Genomic DNA, 16,275 nt, shown 5'->3' with positions numbered 1-16,275 from the left:
GGGAAGTGTTGGCTGAGATGGGTGCGCGTCTACGAAACGTTCTGATAACGCTCTTATATAAAGCGTCGGGTCAGCTGTCACGCTGCACCGGCTTGGGTGGCGATAGGGATAGAAGCTCCACATCAGTGGTGTTTCTCGGCGCGGAGTCCGGCCGTAAGAAACGTGGTTCGCCGCCTTTTTCAAGCTCGGCAATTGGGATCGCTTCGGGGTTCTTCACGCGCCATTGTTCTAGGGTGAACTCTTCCGATAATCCGGTCACACGAAATTCCCATCCATCGGAAATAAGCGCATTGGCTTCGAAATAGGTCTTGTCGCCGCCAATCGCTTGACCGCCCAATGTGGCTGGCAAGGCGTGGCGCGCGCTGGACTCTCGAACACGTTTTAACTGAAACACGTTCTCCCGACCGAATTCTGGTGCCAAATCAGTGGCGACGAGTGTGTTATAGGCGTCGTTGTCGGTGGCACAGATGATCTTGTCATAGGCCACCAGGTCGAGCCGTTCTTCGGCTTCTTTAGACAGAATATCGCCAAAGTACGTCTGCACTCCGGCATCTCGCGCACTGCGCAGATGGGCATGGTTTGGATCAGCAATGATCACCTGCAAATCCATTTTCTTGAGCGCTTCGGCCAAGGCGACAGACCAGCGCGATCCGCCCAAGATGATAACGCCCGGACTTGCGGACGCGGTAAGCCCAAGCAGCCGGGCCAAAGGTGTCAGTGTAAAACCGTGCAGAACGACCGTGGCCGCAACAAGCGCAAAGGCGAGGGGGGCAATGCTGGCAGCATCGGTGATGCCGATCTCGACCAGCCGTTCGCCGAACAGCCCCGCGACCGCAACCAACACCACCCCGCGGGGGCCGGTAAACGCGACCAAAAGGCGCTCGCGCCACGGCACGTCAGAAAATGCTAAGGCGATAAGCACCGGCAAAGGCCGGGCGATCAAAATTACCGCAAGCACAAATAGAAGAGCGGTCATATCCAACGACCGCAGCGCGGCCCAACTCATATTGGCGGCCAGAAGGATGAAGACACCCGAGACGAGCAGGACAGTCGCCTGTTCCTTGAAACGCCGCAACTCTGTGTAGCTGGGCAGGTGGGCATTGGCGATCCAAATGCCCATAATCGTGACCGCGAGCAGACCAGATTCGTGCAACACGAAGTCCGCCAGGGCAAAGACCGCGAGCAGGACGACGAAAAGCACCGGAACCTTCATATATTCAGGCACATAGGCCAGACGGAAGGCGCGGGCGATGCCCCAGCCGCCCGCAATGCCAAGCAGCGTTGCCACAGCAATGCCAATGGCCAATTCCTGCGCCGCCCCGCCCGCGGAACTGGCGGTTTCAAGCACCATTACCACTTGGAACGCCAGCACGGCCGCTAATGCGCCAACCGGATCGTTGACGATAGCCTCCCATTGCAGCAGGGCAGCGGGGCGTTTTTGTAATTTGGCTTGTCGCAACAAGGGCGCGATGACCGTTGGGCCGGTGACGATCATGATCCCGCCAAACACGGCTGACGTGGCCCAACTTAACCCGGCGACGAAGTGCAGCGTCAAGGCGGAGGCGAGCCAGCCCAGCGGCGCCCCTAACACCACCAGCCGTTTGACGCCGGTCGCAGCGTCGCGCAGCGTGTGGAAATTCAGGGTAATCCCGCCTTCGAAAAGGATGATGGCCACCGCAATGGCAATCACCGGCCCCAACATATCCCCGAATTGTTCCGCCGGGTTGAGAATGCCCAACACCGGGCCAACAATCAGCCCGGCAAGCAACATCAGCACGATCGATGGCATCCGCAGCCGCCACGCCAGCCATTGGCTCCCCACACCCAGAGCGCCCACAAGCGCAAATGCCAAGACGGGGGCCAACCCTGCTGTTTCTGCTAGTGCCATATAGTCTTCACCGTTCTTTTCTAAGCGCTACGCTACTCGGTCGCGCGGGTGCCCGCTACCCTCTTAGGGGAACGTTCTGCGACTGCTATGGTCTGTATCTGTTCAATCTTTGGTTGCAATGAACGCAGTTGAGCAGACAGTGCAGAAGGTAAGCTGATCATCCAATAGTCAACCAAATCGTGTAAAGATCGAGCACGGAAACCCGAGATAGGTGCAGTTCGGTGGGGTCCGAGCACGCCAACATGTCGGCGGCACGGTCTCGGCTGATCCAGAAACCCCGGGCAATCTGGGACCCGTTTAACCCAACCTCAAATTGCGCGTGCCCAATCTTCAAATACAATTCCACCCTCGCCGGGATATTGCGCTCAGTGGCAGAAAGGCTGGACGACCTTGGGAGACATCGGCAGGGTCGAGACTCAGGGCTATCTTTATCTAACCGACAGAAAATCATTCATGATTATCTCCGGTGGCGTAAACATTTATCCGCAAGAAGCCGAAGACGCTTTATCGAACCACCCAGCCGTCTTGGTGCGGAATGCCTGCCTTCAAATGAGATGCGTGTGTGGCGACGGAAGGTTCTGACGCGCGGATCATCGCATATGGATTAAGGACTGGAGATGCGAAAAGTACCGCAGACTAAGCGCTTGCCACATCATACGCTGCTGAGCCTGCAGATGTACCAGCCGACGTATGATCCAAAGCCAACAAAAACGGATGCTGCAGCCTCGCCCCAAAGCCGCTATGCTGAAACTGCGACCATAAAAAGAACGATTTTGGGACCAACCGTTGCACAGGACTGAGCGCTTTGCCCTATATGTCGCGCTGACGGTGATGACCGCCTTGGCCATCGACGGGGTGCTGCCCGCGATGCCGCTGATCGAAGCCGATTTCGCCGGAGGTCCTAAAGGCTTCAAAGGGCGGCGTGCCCCCTGATCTCTACATCTGCATGCCCGGCATCAAAGCGTGGCGTCGTCCAGTCAGCGCACAGCGCAAACTGCGGGCATTTCTAATTATTGGCGTAGACGGCGCATGGGCAGCCCGAAGCCCGCACTGTTTTGCAAAGCTTATCCGCCGCTGTGCGGCTGTTGCGCCCGACACGGGCCATAACGAAACCCTTTTGTCCGCTGGCGCGGTGTTTGACCTTGATGTAATCAGCCCTCTCGCCCGCGAGGGTAGAGGGGCATAGGGCCACGCGCCGCGCATAGGCGGCCTGCGCCAGCGTCTTTGATTTGCCGAAGGCGATCTGCACGCCCCAAGATTTCAGCGGCGGTTCCGGCAGTTTGAGCGGGGTCAGGCGGCGGCCCTTTCCCATGGCGTAGCAGGCGGGCAGAAAGTCTTCGGTTTTGGACAGGCGGAAGTCTGGGTTCTTTGGCGGTGCATCGCGCCATATTTCGGCGTCCGACCCTGTGATGATGGGGACGTAAGCGATTGTCTCACCAGCCAAGCCGCCCCCTTGCAAAAAGCCTTCGACCCGACGCTCGCCGCCGTTGTAGCCGATTGCAGCCAGCCCTTCGTTGCCATAACGGCGCGACATTTCGGCCAGATACTGCGCGGAATGTTCCAGCGCATCAGCGGCGTTATAGGGATCATTGAGACCGCGCAGAGCGGCAGTTGACGGGATGAACTGTGCGATACCACGGGCATTCGCGTGGCTTAGTGCATTGGGATCAAACCGGCTTTCCTGCCAGATCAGGCGCGCGAAAAAGTCGGTGTTCAGTCCGTGGCGTTCGGAGAACACAGCGATGGCATTGCAAGTGTCGTAAACGAAATGGGCGCTGCGGATACAATGAGATTGCCCCCACTTGGTGCTGGAACACTGACGGTCCGGCGGCTCGGACCATGCCGCCTGCGCCCAGACCAGCGCGGTAATGATGAACCAAACTCTCATACACAGGTGGTGCGGTTTGCAGCTGGGCGTGTCAATCACTTGCTGTTGTAGGCGCGTGCTAAACCGAAGGGGAATGAACGGGCCACCGCTTGTCAAACAGCTTGGCTTCCTTGCCGCAGATGGGCCCCGAATTGCTCACCAATGCCCGAGAGCGGGAATTACGCGAGAGGCGGTGAGGGAGCAGGCAGTTTGGCGCTAACTGCCTTCGGCCCCAGCCGCGGCAAGGGCGACCTCTACCGCATCAAGAAACACTTGCGCCTCTGCCTGCTGCAACACAAGCGGCGGGCGGATTTTCAAGATATTCGCGCCCGGTCCCGTGGCGCTGATCAAAACGCCATTCTCGCGCAGATGATTGACGACAAACTTTGCCCGAGCAGCGTCAGGCGCGTTGGTCTCGCGCGAGGTGACGCATTCGACCGCTAGAAACAGCCCCGCGCCGCGTACATGACCGATCTCGGGATAGCGCGTGGCGATCTCTTGCAATCCGTCTTTCAGGAACCCGCCGACCTTTGCGGAATTGTTCTGCAATCCCTCATCCGCGATTACGTCGAGCACCGCCATGCCTGCCGCAGCGGCCACCGGGTTGCCACCGAAGGTGTTGAAATAGCGGGCCTTCTCACCAAATTCTTTCACCAGTTCCGGCCGCATCGCGGTGCCGGAGAGAGGGAAGCCATTGCCCATCGGTTTGCCCATGGTGACCAAATCGGGCACCAACCCATGCCGCTGAAATCCCCAGAAGGCATCCCCTGTGCGGGCAAAACCGGCTTGCACCTCGTCCGCGATGAAAAGCCCACCTTCGGCGCGGATCAGTTCGACCGCCGGTTGCAAGAATCCCGCCGGATCAGGGTGTAGCCCATCGCTGGAAAAGACTGTGTCGACGATGAAGGCTGCAGGCTCGATCCCATCGGCGCGCATTTCGGCAATCGCTTGGGCCAGATCAGCGGCGAGTTTTGCGCCTTGTTCTGCAGCCGGGATGCGCAGCGTGTCGGGCGCGTCAATCAGCCGGATCCGCGGGCTGCGCGGGGTGAAGTCGCCCAAGGAAGGGGACAGTTCCGCCACCGCCTCGGTCAGCCCGTGATAGGCAAGCCGGGTGACGATCACGCCCTCGCGCCGGGTATAGCTGCGGGCCATGCGCAGGGCGATGTCATTCGCCTCTGACCCGGTGCAGGTGAACATCACATGGCCAAGCGCGTCGGGCATGGTGGCCAGCAGCCGTTCTGCATAAGCCACAACGTTTTCATGTAGATAGCGGGTATGGGTGTTCAGCACGCCCAACTGCTGTGTGATCGCCTCGACAACGCGGGGGTGGCAATGGCCGACCGAGGCGACGTTGTTATAGGCATCAAGGTATTTGCGCCCGTCCTTGTCCCAGAGCCAAACGCCTTCGCTGCGCTGGATGTGCAGCGGCTGGTCATAGAATAGCCGGTAAGCGGGGCCGAGCGCCTTGGCGCGGCGGTCGATCAGGGCGCGGTCGGCTGGGCTGAGGGCATCCGCCTGAGCGCTGTCGTAGGCGTTGATCATGGTCATGGGGTCACTCCGTTCCCGCAGCGCGGTGCAGTGTTTCGATCGCGGCGGCGTCGCCGACATGGTCCAATGCGGCCAGCCCACGTTGAGAGGCGGCGGCGTTGCGCAGGATATAGGGGGCGTTGTCGGGATAGCGCCGCGCGCGGGACGCGCCGATGGCCAATGTGGTGGCGTGGCGCAGACGGATCAGGCTGGGCAGCAGCGCGATCTCATCCGGCTCCAGCGGCAAGCGTCTGGCAAATCCCGCGACCATCTCGCAGACATCTTGCAGCGGCTCACCGCCTTGGCCGAGTTGATAGGAGCATGCCACCGCCAGATCGCAGGCCAGCGGGGTATGCACCATGTCGCCGAAATCAATCAGGCCGACGGGATGCTGCGCCTGTGGGCCATCGACCAGAATATTGTGCGGATTGAAGTCGTTATGCACGACCTGTGCCCGTAGATGCGGCAATTGCGGCGCGACTTCTGCATCGAAGTGATCAAGGGTGCGCCCCAGTTGGGCGCGCAATGCGGCGTCCTGCACATCCGCCAGCAGAGGGCGCAAATGGCCCGCCTGTTTGATGTCCCACTGCAGAAAATGCCCGCCCGCGGGATGGAAAAATCCGCGCAAACCCAGTGCCACCCGCGCGTGGAAATCCCCCAAAGCGCGGTGAAGGCCGGGCTGGGGCGCGGCATTGCTGAGGACAGTGCCGCCAAGGAAGGTCATCAAACGCACGACATGCGACTGACCATCGGCGGCGGTGGCGATCTCAGCGGCCTTGCCGCTAAGGCTGGCGCAGATACGCTGCACGGGCAGGTCGGGATCAGCGGCGGCCAAATGCATCAAAGCGGCGGTCTGCATATCGGTCACGGTACGCTCTTCGGCGGCATTGGTGATCTTCAGCAGCGCCTCTTCGCCGCTTGGCAGGGTGATTAGGAAGTTCGCGTCCTTCTCTGCCGCCAGTGGCTTGATCTCACCCGAGATACCATAGCGCTGCAAGGCAACCTCTGCCGCGAGTGCCGCGTCAAAGGCGGGCGGGTCTTGCGCCAGAAGATCGGTCTTGTTGCCGCTCTCTTCGACCCGCACGCCGCTGAGGAAGGGGGGCAAGCCGCCCTGTGGCGTGATCCCGACCTCGGTCATGGGGTGATGTCCTCGGTCCCGCACCATTCGGCGATGAACAGCGCCATGGCTTGGGTAATTTTTTTGACCGAACTGAGACTGACGGACTCGTTGATCCCATGGATGTTGCGCGATTTTGGCCCGTAGCAGAGTGCGGGGATCTTGTTGTAAAGCGCATAGACCCGCGTATCGAGATAGCCCGCTGTCATAAACGACTGCAACGGCGCGCCGATGGCACTTTCATGGGCGCGTTCCAGCACGGCTTCGGCATCGCTGCCGGGCTCCAGCACATAGCCTTCAGCGTGAAAGCCGTTAAAGACCACTTCGGGCGGGTTGTTGGACAGGAAGCTGTCGGTCTGGGCAAAGGCTTTGACCCGCTCGGTGATCTCGCGTGCGGCGTCCTCCGCGCTGCGGCCCGGATAGATGGAAACGCGGCAGTCGATGTTGCACCATGACGGCACGGAGGACGCCCAATCGCCGCCTTCGATCTTACCGATGTTGAGGTTGATCGGATGCGCTTCGTCTTCGAAATGCGGGTGCTCGCCTTTCTCGGCGTTCCAGTCTTCCTCCATCTCGCGCAGGGCGGTCATAACCCGGGTGGCCGCATCAATCGCATTGGCCCCTTCGCCCATTTCGCGCACATGGACGGGTACGCCACGCACCTGCACCTGAAACCAGATGACGCCGGTGTTGGTGCGCACCAGCATCTCTTCCTCCGGCTCGGGGATAAAAACCGCATCGGCGGTGTAGCCTTGTAGGAAGGTCTGCAACGCGCCGTTGCCAGTGGATTCCTCCTCCACCACGGATTGCACATAGACGGTCGCCGCTGGTTGCAGCCCAATGCGGCGCAGCGCGTCTAGGGCAAAGATATTCGCCGCAGCACCCGCCTTCATGTCGCCTGCGCCGCGGCCATACATCCAATCGCCGTCGATCTTGGCCGACAGGGGCGGGTCATCCCACATGTCGTGCAGCCCTTCGGGGACCACATCGAGATGCGATTGCAGGATCAGCGAGCGGCCCGTCTCATCGCGCGGGCGGTGGATGCCGACAACGATGGGCGCGTCGGAGTGATCGTCGGAATATTTCGAGCCGCCGGGGTGCGCCTCAATCGCGGCGCGGTCCATTTTGAAGCGATCCATCGCATAGCCACGGCTCTGCAAGCCGCGAAACAGCAGGTCTTGGATCGCATGTTCTTGGCCGCGCTGGGAAGGGGTCTGCACCAGCTGCTGGGTAAAGCTCACTTGCTCGGCAAACCCATCTTCAACAGCCTGAAGGATGCGGGATTTCAGATCAGGATCGAGGGTCATGTCGTGTCCTTTCGGGGGTTAGAGCATCGCTTCGATGAGGAAGGGGCCGGGCTCTTTCGCCGCGTCTTCGATGGCACGCATCAGCTCGGTGATGTCTTCGACACGTTTGCCCGGCACGCCCATGCCCTTGGCCATTGCGACGAAATCCAACTGCGGGCGATCAAGGTTCAACATGCTCAGCGCGTCAGGGCCGGGCTGCGCGCCGACGTTGTGCAGCTCGCCTTTGAGGATCTCATAGGATTGGTTGGCAAGGATGATGGTGGTGACGTTGGAGTTCTCCCGCGCTTGGGTCCAAAGCCCCTGAATGGTGTACATCGCCGACCCATCAGCTTGCAGGGTGATCACCGGGCGGTCGGGGCAGGCAATGGCGGCCCCGGCGGAGAGGGGGATTCCGATACCAATCGACCCGCCGGTCAGCGCGAGCCAGGTGTTCGGCGCAGCACTATCGCCCGCGGGGAAGGTGGCCCCGCCCGAGGAGACGGCTTCATCCACCACAATCGCATCCTCCGGCAGCGCATTGGCCAAAGCCGCGCCGAGGTTTTGCAGGGTGATGCCGCCTGCCTGCGGTGCGGCGGGCCGTTCGTGATCTTGGGGCGTGGCTGGTTTCGCACCAATACGGTCGGCAAGTGCGGCCAGCGCGGTCGGGCCATCCGCATCAACGGCGGCCAATGTGACGGTGTGACAATCGACTGGCAGCAGCAGGCTCGGCTTGCCGGGATAGGCAAAGAAGGCCACGGGGGGTGGCGTCTCGATCAGGATCGCACGGCTGTAGGGGGCAAGACATTCAAGGGCCGCGTTGATCGGGTAGGGGACTTTGTTGATCGCAAAACGGCCCTGCCCACGCTCCATCCGGCGGTTCGAGGTTGGGGCGAGGATGTCGGCCCCAGTCTTTGCTGCGATGCCATGCAGCAGCGCCATCGCTTCTTGGCTTTCCAGCACCGCGCTGCCGATCAGCAAAACGGTTTTCTCATCGCTCTCCAAAGCGTTGATTGCCGCATCTAGGGCGCGTTCATCTAACGGGGCAGGGGCGGCGGGGGCCACGGTCTCGGCCATTTTGCCGCCCGCGTCCCAGCCGATATCGGCTGGTGCGATCAGCGTTGCAACCTTGCCCGGCTTGCTTTGCGCCACGGCCAATGCTGTCATCGCGTCCGCGGCAAAACTGCCCGCATCGCGGCCAGAGCGCACCCAATCGCTAAACGGCGCACAGGCGCCTTCGACATCTGCCGACAGGGGGGCGTCGTATTTCTGGTGCCGCAGGGCATGATCGCCCACAAGATTGACTATCGGCACCCGCGCCTTGCGGGCGTTGTGCAGATTGGCGGCGGCATTGGCAAAGCCGGGCGCGAGGTGCAGCAGGGTCACCGCCGGTTTCCCGGCCATGCGCGCATAGCCATCGGCGGCGCCGGTCACCACGCCTTCGAACAGGCCCAAGACGCAGCGCATCAACTTGGTGCGGTCCAGCGCATCGACAAACTGCATCTCTGACGTGCCGGGATTGGCAAAACAAACGTCGACCCCGCCCGCGTGCAGACTGCGGACAACGCTTTCTGCGCCGTTCATCTCTTTGGGTGTCTTGCTCATGCTGTGGCCTCGCGGAATGTCGTGAGAAAGGATTTTGCGTTATCGGCCAGCGATGGGCCAAGATAGCCGCCCTCTTGAACCAATGCCGTGGGAAGGTTCATCGCCGCCAAGCGCCGCGCCATTTCGGCAAAGCCATCGGGGTAAACGTTCACCGCCGCCAGCGGATCATCGGCCGCCATGTCAAAGCCCAGTGAGATCACCAGCGCCTCGGCTCCGAAATCGCGGATCGCGGCGATGCCTTTATCCAGCAACGCCAGCACATCATCTTGGCTCGCGCCCTGTTCCAGCAGCAGGTTCAGCGATTTGCCCGCCCCGTCGCCTTCGCCCGTTTCATCGGCATGGCCGAGATAGAAGGTGGGGTAGGTCGCGGGGTCAGGGTGGAGCGAGCAAAAGAAGATGTCGCCGCGTTCATAGAGGATGTCGAGCGAGCCATTGCCCGTATGCACATCCACGTCGATCAGCGCGACCTTCTTGTAGGTCTGGGTTAGATGATGGGCGGCGATGCAGGCGTTGTTGAAAAAGCAAAACCCGTTTGAGCAATCGCGCATCGCGTGGTGGCCGGGCGGACGGCAAAGCGCATAGGCGGCGCGGGCACCTGCTGCTACGGTCTCAGCGGCCTCCACGGCGGTTTGGGCAGACCAATAGGCCGCGTCCCATGATCCTTCGGTCAACGGGGTCGAGGTGTCGGTCATCCACCAACCCAATTGGCCGTGAATGTCCTTGGGTTCCTTTCCGCGCCGCACGCCGGGGTGCATGGTTGGGATGGCCAGCGCCTCTGGGCCTGCGCTTTTGACAAAACGGGCGTGGGCGTCGGGCAGGAAGTCGACGTAATCTGGGTTGTGCACGGCCTTGATCGGGGCCAGCCCGTGATCTTGGGGTTTGGTAATCTCAAACCCTTCGCTGATTAACATATCGCGTAAAATTTCAGCACGTTGGGGCTGTTCTTGATGCGGCATCGCTGCGCCGCGCCGAAAGTAATGGGTCGGCGCATGGCCAAGCTGGCGTTCGTCGAAAAAGACTTTCATCACATTCCCTGTGGTCTGATGTCATTGCGGCGGAGCATTGCAGTTTTAATTTGCAGGCTCAATAGAAATGATGCATCATGCATCAAATCTGGTCGAAATTAACTGGCAAGAATGAGGGCGCAATGGCCGAAATTAGTCAAGTTTCATTGGGCGATGCTATCTATGAGCGGCTTTGCCAAGACTTGGTTAGTGGCAAGCTGCGACCGAATGAAAAGGTCACCATTCGGGGGTTGGCAGAGCGGCTGGGCACCAGTTCGACCCCTGTGCGGGATGCGGTGCAGCGGCTGCTGCGCGAGGAAGCGCTGGAGCAGCGCAGCATCCGCGATGTGCGGGTGCCCGTGCTGACCGAGGCGCAGTATCTTGAGATCGCCAGCATCCGGCGCGAGTTGGAAGGTTTCGCCGCAGGCCGTGCGGCCGAGAGGGTGGGCCCAAAAGAAATCCGCCGTCTGGAAAAGATCGTGGAGCGCAACGGGGTCGCAGCACAGGCCGGACGCTGGCCGCAGGCGGTTAAATACAATCAAGAGTTCCATTTCGCGCTGGTCGAAGCGGCTGAAATGCCAATCCTGTTGGCTATTCTCAGCGGGCTATGGCTGCGTATGGGGCCGCTGATTGCCGGGTATTACGCGCGCGAGCAGGTCGGGCTGGTTAGACACCACCAGACGATTATTGCAGCCTGCGAGAACCGCGACCCTGCTGCGGCAGCCGCGGGAATGCGCGCTGACATTGATGACGCAAAGGAGGGGATCATCAGATACATCGCATCATTCACCACCAACGAATGAGAGAGCAAAGTCCCGTGCGTCGCGCGGGCCTCGTACCAGTCGAATGCATTAGCCGGCAAAAGATCGGACGCTTTGAAGGGGCGGGATTCATTGAAAACCAATGGGGATTTAAATGCTAAACACCACTAAATTAACGGCAGCCGTTTTGGCGCTGGCGATGGCCGGACCACTCGCGGCGCAAGACGGCGCACCCAAATCCGGCGGCACGCTGAACGTTGTGATCCAGCCAGAACCGCCCAGCTTGATGCTCGGCCTCGTGCAGAACGGCCCAACGCAGATGGTCGGCGGCGATATCTATGAAAGCCTGCTGCGTTATGATTTCGATCTGAAGCCCGAAGGCCAATTGGCTGAATCTTGGGAGATTTCAGAAGACGGCAAGACCTATACCTTCAAACTCCGCGAAGGCGTGGTTTTCCATGACGGAGAGCCGTTTACCTCGGCGGATGTTGAATTCTCCATGGATAAGTTCCTGCGCGAAAGCCACTCGCGGATGCGCACCTATATGGAGCATGTCGAGAGCATCGAGACGCCTGATGACCACACGGTCGTGTTCAACCTAAAGCAGCCCTTCGGCCCCTTCATCGGTATCTTTGAGCCCGGCACCGCGCCGATGATCCCAAAACACATCTATGAGGGCACGGATTTCGCCAACAATGAGGCGAACAACACGCCTATCGGCACCGGCCCCTTCAAGTTCGACAAATGGGAAAAGGGCAGCTTCATCCATCTGGTCAAGAACGACGACTACTACATGGAGGGCAAACCCTATGTGGACGAAGTCTATTACCACGTGATCCCCGACGCGGCGTCGCGCGCCGTGGCTTATGAGACCGGCAAAGTTGATGTGCTGCCCGGCGGCTCGGTCGAAAACTTCGATGTGGCGCGTATTCAGGCGATGGACAACACCTGCATCACCGACAAAGGCTGGGAATACTTTGGCCCGCTGTCTTGGATGTGGGTGAACAACGACAACAAGCCGCTCGACGATGTGAAGGTGCGCAAGGCGATCATGCATGGCATCGACCGTCAGTTCGCCAAGGACGCGCTTTGGAATGGGTTGGGCAAGGTCTCGACCGGGCCGCTGTCGTCCTCCACCAGGTTCTATGACGGTGAGACACCGGACATCACCTTTGACCCAGAGAAAGCCAAAACCCTGCTGGAAGAAAGCAGCTATGACGGCGAAACCATCCGCATTCTTGGTCTGCCCTACGGTGAGACTTGGCAGCGCTGGGCCGAAGCGGTCAAACAAAACCTGAGCGAGATCGGCATGACGACCGAGATCGTGCCCTCGGACGTGGCGGGTTGGAACCAGAAGGTCGCGGACCGCGACTTTGATCTCGCCTTTACCTACCTCTACCAATACGGCGACCCGGCACTTGGTGTTTCGCGGACCTATATGGGCGACAATGCCGCTCCCGGTTCGCCTTGGAACAACGTGGCGAATTATCAAAACGCTGAGACGGACAAGCTGTTCGCCGAAGCGGCGCTGATGGCCAGCCCCGAAGAGCGCAAGGCGGCATACAAGGAAATCCAAGACAAAATCGTCGAGGACGTGCCGAACATCTGGCTCTTGGAACTGGGCTTCCCCACGATCTACCGCTGTGACGTCAAAAACCCCGTCAACACCGCCTTTGGGGTGAACGACGGGTTCCGCGACGTTTGGATCGACAAATAAGCAGGGCGACAACGCTCAAGGCCCGGGCCGTTTCGGCGGCTCGGGCGCGATTTAGAACAACACGGGGCGGATAGCGTGATACGTTTCATATTGGGCAGGTTGGTCAAGGCGGTGTTTATCCTGCTGGCGATCCTTGTCTTCAATTTCCTGCTGATCCATGCGGCACCGGGTGACCCTGCGGCGGTCATGGCGGGCGAAGCCGGAGCGGCAGACGAGAAATTCCTTGCGGACCTGCGCGCCCGTTTCGGGCTGGATCAACCGCTGTATATGCAGCTGTGGCTCTACATCAAAGGCGCGGTTCAGCTTGATCTGGGCTATTCCTTCCGCCAGCAAATGCCGGTGGCAGAGATGATCGGCGACCGCCTACCTGCGACGCTGTTGCTGACCGGGGTGGCCTTTGTGCTGTCGCTGGTGCTGGGCGTAACGGCGGGTGTGGCGGCCTCGGCCCGGCAGGGGCGGTGGGGTGACACGCTTATCTCTACATTCGCGCTGCTGTTTTATGCCACGCCGCTTTTCTGGGTGGCGCTGATGGCAACGCTGGTGTTTTCCGTCTGGCTCGAATGGTTGCCGGGCTTTGGCTATTCGACCATTGGCGCGGGCTATACCGGCATGGCCCACGTGCTTGATGTGGCGAAACACCTTGTGCTCCCGGCCTCGACGTTGGGGCTGTTCTTCATGGCGATCTACATGCGTATGACGCGGGCCTCGATGCTCGAAGTCTCGCGGCTCGATTTCGTCAAAACCGCCCGCGCCAAGGGGCTGACCCGCGGTGTGATCCAGCGGCGGCACATCCTGCGCAACGCGCTGCTGCCCGTCATCACGCTGGCCGGGCTTCAGGCGGGGCAAATCTTTGGCGGGGCGATCCTGACCGAGACGGTATTCGCGTGGCCGGGCATCGGGCGGCTGATGTTTGAGGCGATCAACCAGCGGGATTACAACGTTATCCTTGGGGTCTTTTACATCTCGGCGGCCATGGTGCTGCTGTTCAACCTGATCACGGATGTCATCTATGTCATTGTTGATCCGCGGATAAGGCTGACAACATGATGAGCTTTTGGAAACGTTTCAGCTATAATCGTGGCGCGGTGATTGGTCTGGTCATCCTGACCTTCGTCATCGCCGCTGCCATCCTTGCGCCCATCCTGTTCCCGCAAAGCCCGTGGAAGATGGTGCAGCGCCCCTTTCTGCCGCCCTTTACCCAAGAGGGGCTGATGCTGGGCACCGATGCGCTTGGCCGCAACGTGCTGGCGGGGCTGGCGCATGGGGCTTATGTGAGCCTGCTGGTCGGGCTAGTCTCAACCATCGTGGCGCTGGCGATTGGCGTGCCGGTGGGTGCAGCCGCTGGGTATTTCGCAGGTAGGATTGACGACGCGCTCATGCGCTTTACCGAGTTCTTTCAGACCATCCCCAGCTTTGCGCTGGCGATCGTGCTCTTGGCGATCTTCCAGCCCAGCCTGACCTTCGTCATCATCGCGATCTCCATCGTGTCATGGCCCCCGGTGGCGCGTCTGGTACGCGGCGAAGTGCTGTCGCTCAGAACCCGTGAGTTTGTCGAAGCGGCGAGCCTGTCGGGTTTGGGCAACTTCCAGATCATCACCCGCCACATTCTGCCCAATGCGCTGCCGCCGATTATCGTGCTGGCCTCGCTCATGGTGGCGCAGGCGATCTTGCTCGAAAGCTCGCTGTCCTTTCTGGGGCTGGGCGATCCGAACATCATGTCTTGGGGCTATATGATCGGGGCCGCGCGGACTGTGATCCGCACCGCATGGTGGCTGTCGTTCCTGCCGGGGATGGCGATCCTATTGACCGTGCTGGCGCTGAACCTGATCGGCGAAGGCCTGAACGACGCGCTGAACCCGCGATTGACGAGGAAATCCGAATGACCCTGCTTCGCATCCGTGACCTGTCTATCGCCCTGCCGGTGGGCGCCGACCGGCTCTATGCCGCCAAAGACATCAACTTTGACCTCGCCCCGGGGGAGATCCTGTGCATCGTGGGCGAAAGCGGGTCGGGCAAATCCATGTCGGCCAATGCGGTGATGGGGCTGTTGCCGCAGGGGGTTGTGCCTGACAAGGGCAGCATCACCTTTGACGGCCAATCGATCCTTGGCCTGTCTGAAAAAGAGATGCTGAGCCTGCGTGGCAGCCGCATTTCGATGATCTTTCAAGAGCCGCTCAGCGCGCTGAACCCGCTGATGCGTATCGGCGCGCAGATCGCTGAGGTGTTTGAGGCACATGGCGCGCTTGCCAAGGCCGAACGCCGCGCCCGCGCGCTGAAGCTGCTGGAAGAGGTGGGTATTCCCGACCCCGAAGCGGCGATCCGGGCCTATCCTTTCCAACTGTCGGGCGGGCAGCGACAAAGGGTCATGATCGCGATGGCCTTGGCGCTGGAGCCAGACATCCTCATTGCGGATGAGCCGACCACCGCGCTTGATGTGACCACCCAAGCGCAGATCCTCAAGCTGATCGAAGACCTGCGCCGCAAGCGTGGCATGGCAGTGATCTTTATCACCCATGACTTTGGCGTGGTGGCCGATATCGCCGACCGGGTGATCGTCATGAAAAAGGGTGAGATCGTTGAGGCGGGCCCCGCGCAGGATGTGCTGCTAAAACCTCAGCACCCCTATACCCGCGCCCTGATCGACGCGATCCCCCGGCTGACCCAGACCGATGCGCCCAAGCAGGTCGAGCGCACAGCGCTGCTGAAAGTTGAAGGGTTGCAAAAGACATTTTCGACCGGCTCCGGCACGCTCTTTGGCAAGCGCCGCGTGGTGAAGGCTGTGCAAGACGTGAGCTTTGAGCTTTATGCAGGTGAGACGATTGGCATCGTCGGAGAGTCCGGTTCGGGCAAATCCACCGTCGGGCGTTGTCTGGTGCGCCTGCTCGATCCTGATGGGGGCAGGGTGCTGATGGATGACGTCGATATTGCGCATATGTCCGGCGCGGAACTGCGCGCGCAGCGGCGCAAGTTGCAGATGATCTTCCAAGACCCGTTTTCTTCGCTCAACCCCCGCGCCCGGGTGTCGCGCATCCTCACCGAGGGGCTGATCGCCTATGGCACCCCGGACAAAGAGGCCAAGGCCAAGGCGCGCGAATTGCTCGAACTGGTAGGGCTGGACGAAAGCGCGATGAAACGTTTCCCGCATGAGTTCTCAGGCGGACAGCGGCAGCGGATCGGCATTGCCCGTGCGCTGGCGCTAGAGCCGTCGATCATCATCGCGGATGAGGCCGTCTCGGCGCTCGATGTGTCCATTCAGGCGCAGGTGCTTGATCTGCTGGCCGAGTTGAAAACACGGCTGAACCTGTCGATGCTGTTCATCACCCACGACCTGCGCGTCGCGGCGCGGATTTGCGACCGGATCATCGTCATGCAAAAGGGCCAGATCGTCGAAGCCGGGCCGGTCAGCAAAGTGTTGCACGATCCCGATACCGCCTATACGCGCAGCCTGCTCGACGCTATTCCCGGGCAGGAGTACGAACGCGCTCTGGCGGCTGCCGACTAGAGCG

At 60.6% G+C, this 16,275-nt stretch carries 13 protein-coding genes; 6 read left to right on the top strand and 7 right to left on the bottom strand.

What is annotated here, in order from left to right; translation table 11 throughout:
* Nucleotides 1-70: 70 nt before the first annotated feature.
* On the bottom strand, nucleotides 71-1,888 hold the full coding sequence (locus tag DSM14862_RS12910) for a cation:proton antiporter (protein ID WP_007117701.1): 1,818 nt from the start codon (nucleotides 1,886-1,888) through the stop codon (nucleotides 71-73).
* Between the two features lie 786 nt (nucleotides 1,889-2,674).
* On the opposite strand from DSM14862_RS12910, the gene DSM14862_RS12905 reads away from it, so the two are divergent.
* Nucleotides 2,675-2,821, top strand: coding sequence for a hypothetical protein (locus DSM14862_RS12905; protein WP_007117700.1), 147 nt, complete (start codon nucleotides 2,675-2,677; stop codon nucleotides 2,819-2,821).
* A gap of 73 nt (nucleotides 2,822-2,894) precedes the next feature.
* Here DSM14862_RS12905 and DSM14862_RS12900 read toward each other — a convergent pair whose 3' ends face one another.
* The 6 genes from DSM14862_RS12900 to DSM14862_RS12875 all read right to left on the bottom strand — a co-directional run bounded on the left by DSM14862_RS12900 (nucleotide 2,895) and on the right by DSM14862_RS12875 (nucleotide 10,312).
* Nucleotides 2,895-3,776: a lytic transglycosylase domain-containing protein gene (locus tag DSM14862_RS12900; protein WP_007117699.1), complete on the bottom strand. Its 882-nt coding sequence runs from the start codon at nucleotides 3,774-3,776 to the stop codon at nucleotides 2,895-2,897.
* 195 nt (nucleotides 3,777-3,971) lie between these two features.
* Entirely contained in the window at nucleotides 3,972-5,303 is a 1,332-nt protein-coding gene (locus tag DSM14862_RS12895) for an aspartate aminotransferase family protein (RefSeq protein WP_007117698.1), read from the bottom strand.
* 4 nt (nucleotides 5,304-5,307) lie between these two features.
* A complete protein-coding gene (locus DSM14862_RS12890) occupies nucleotides 5,308-6,420 on the bottom strand; it encodes a phosphotransferase (protein WP_007117697.1) in 1,113 nt (370 codons plus the stop codon).
* Complete coding sequence (locus tag DSM14862_RS12885) at nucleotides 6,417-7,706, bottom strand: ArgE/DapE family deacylase (protein WP_007117696.1); 1,290 nt, start codon at nucleotides 7,704-7,706, stop codon at nucleotides 6,417-6,419. Before DSM14862_RS12885 ends, DSM14862_RS12890 begins: the two co-directional genes overlap by 4 nt.
* A gap of 18 nt (nucleotides 7,707-7,724) precedes the next feature.
* Complete coding sequence (locus tag DSM14862_RS12880) at nucleotides 7,725-9,287, bottom strand: acetolactate synthase large subunit (RefSeq protein ID WP_007117695.1); 1,563 nt, start codon at nucleotides 9,285-9,287, stop codon at nucleotides 7,725-7,727.
* Entirely contained in the window at nucleotides 9,284-10,312 is a 1,029-nt protein-coding gene (locus tag DSM14862_RS12875) for a histone deacetylase family protein (RefSeq protein WP_007117694.1), read from the bottom strand. Before DSM14862_RS12875 ends, DSM14862_RS12880 begins: the two co-directional genes overlap by 4 nt.
* Before the next feature lie 122 nt (nucleotides 10,313-10,434).
* On the opposite strand from DSM14862_RS12875, the gene DSM14862_RS12870 reads away from it, so the two are divergent.
* The 5 genes from DSM14862_RS12870 to DSM14862_RS12850 all read left to right on the top strand — a co-directional run bounded on the left by DSM14862_RS12870 (nucleotide 10,435) and on the right by DSM14862_RS12850 (nucleotide 16,271).
* Entirely contained in the window at nucleotides 10,435-11,094 is a 660-nt protein-coding gene (locus DSM14862_RS12870; RefSeq protein ID WP_243254265.1) for a GntR family transcriptional regulator, read from the top strand.
* Nucleotides 11,095-11,206: 112 nt separating this feature from the next.
* Nucleotides 11,207-12,769 carry an ABC transporter substrate-binding protein gene (locus DSM14862_RS12865; RefSeq protein WP_007117692.1) on the top strand — a complete coding sequence of 521 codons (1,563 nt, stop codon included), beginning with the start codon at nucleotides 11,207-11,209 and terminating at the stop codon, nucleotides 12,767-12,769.
* 75 nt (nucleotides 12,770-12,844) lie between these two features.
* Entirely contained in the window at nucleotides 12,845-13,816 is a 972-nt protein-coding gene (locus DSM14862_RS12860) for an ABC transporter permease (RefSeq protein WP_040700213.1), read from the top strand.
* Nucleotides 13,813-14,652 (top strand): ABC transporter permease, encoded by an 840-nt coding sequence (locus DSM14862_RS12855; RefSeq protein WP_007117690.1) that lies wholly within the window; start codon nucleotides 13,813-13,815, stop codon nucleotides 14,650-14,652. Before DSM14862_RS12860 ends, DSM14862_RS12855 begins: the two co-directional genes overlap by 4 nt.
* A complete protein-coding gene (locus tag DSM14862_RS12850; protein ID WP_007117689.1) occupies nucleotides 14,649-16,271 on the top strand; it encodes an ABC transporter ATP-binding protein in 1,623 nt (540 codons plus the stop codon). Before DSM14862_RS12855 ends, DSM14862_RS12850 begins: the two co-directional genes overlap by 4 nt.
* The last annotated feature ends 4 nt before the right edge of the window (nucleotides 16,272-16,275 follow it).

The organism is Sulfitobacter indolifex (genome assembly GCF_022788655.1).
GTDB lineage: Bacteria > Pseudomonadota > Alphaproteobacteria > Rhodobacterales > Rhodobacteraceae > Sulfitobacter > Sulfitobacter indolifex.
This window is presented reverse-complemented; position numbering and strand designations above follow the sequence as displayed.

What these genes read in the sequence shown, in the direction of transcription:
- DSM14862_RS12865 (WP_007117692.1), top strand. Translation starts at nt 11,207, where the DNA reads ATGCTAAACACCACTAAATTAACGGCAGCCGTTTTGGCGCTGGCGATG.
- DSM14862_RS12850 (WP_007117689.1), top strand. Translation starts at nt 14,649, where the DNA reads ATGACCCTGCTTCGCATCCGTGACCTGTCTATCGCCCTGCCGGTGGGC.
- DSM14862_RS12885 (WP_007117696.1), bottom strand. Translation starts at nt 7,706, where the DNA reads ATGACCCTCGATCCTGATCTGAAATCCCGCATCCTTCAGGCTGTTGAA.
- DSM14862_RS12880 (WP_007117695.1), bottom strand. Translation starts at nt 9,287, where the DNA reads ATGAGCAAGACACCCAAAGAGATGAACGGCGCAGAAAGCGTTGTCCGC.
- DSM14862_RS12870 (WP_243254265.1), top strand. Translation starts at nt 10,435, where the DNA reads ATGGCCGAAATTAGTCAAGTTTCATTGGGCGATGCTATCTATGAGCGG.
- DSM14862_RS12890 (WP_007117697.1), bottom strand. Translation starts at nt 6,420, where the DNA reads ATGACCGAGGTCGGGATCACGCCACAGGGCGGCTTGCCCCCCTTCCTC.
- DSM14862_RS12895 (WP_007117698.1), bottom strand. Translation starts at nt 5,303, where the DNA reads ATGACCATGATCAACGCCTACGACAGCGCTCAGGCGGATGCCCTCAGC.
- DSM14862_RS12855 (WP_007117690.1), top strand. Translation starts at nt 13,813, where the DNA reads ATGATGAGCTTTTGGAAACGTTTCAGCTATAATCGTGGCGCGGTGATT.
- DSM14862_RS12900 (WP_007117699.1), bottom strand. Translation starts at nt 3,776, where the DNA reads ATGAGAGTTTGGTTCATCATTACCGCGCTGGTCTGGGCGCAGGCGGCA.
- DSM14862_RS12875 (WP_007117694.1), bottom strand. Translation starts at nt 10,312, where the DNA reads ATGAAAGTCTTTTTCGACGAACGCCAGCTTGGCCATGCGCCGACCCAT.
- DSM14862_RS12910 (WP_007117701.1), bottom strand. Translation starts at nt 1,888, where the DNA reads ATGGCACTAGCAGAAACAGCAGGGTTGGCCCCCGTCTTGGCATTTGCG.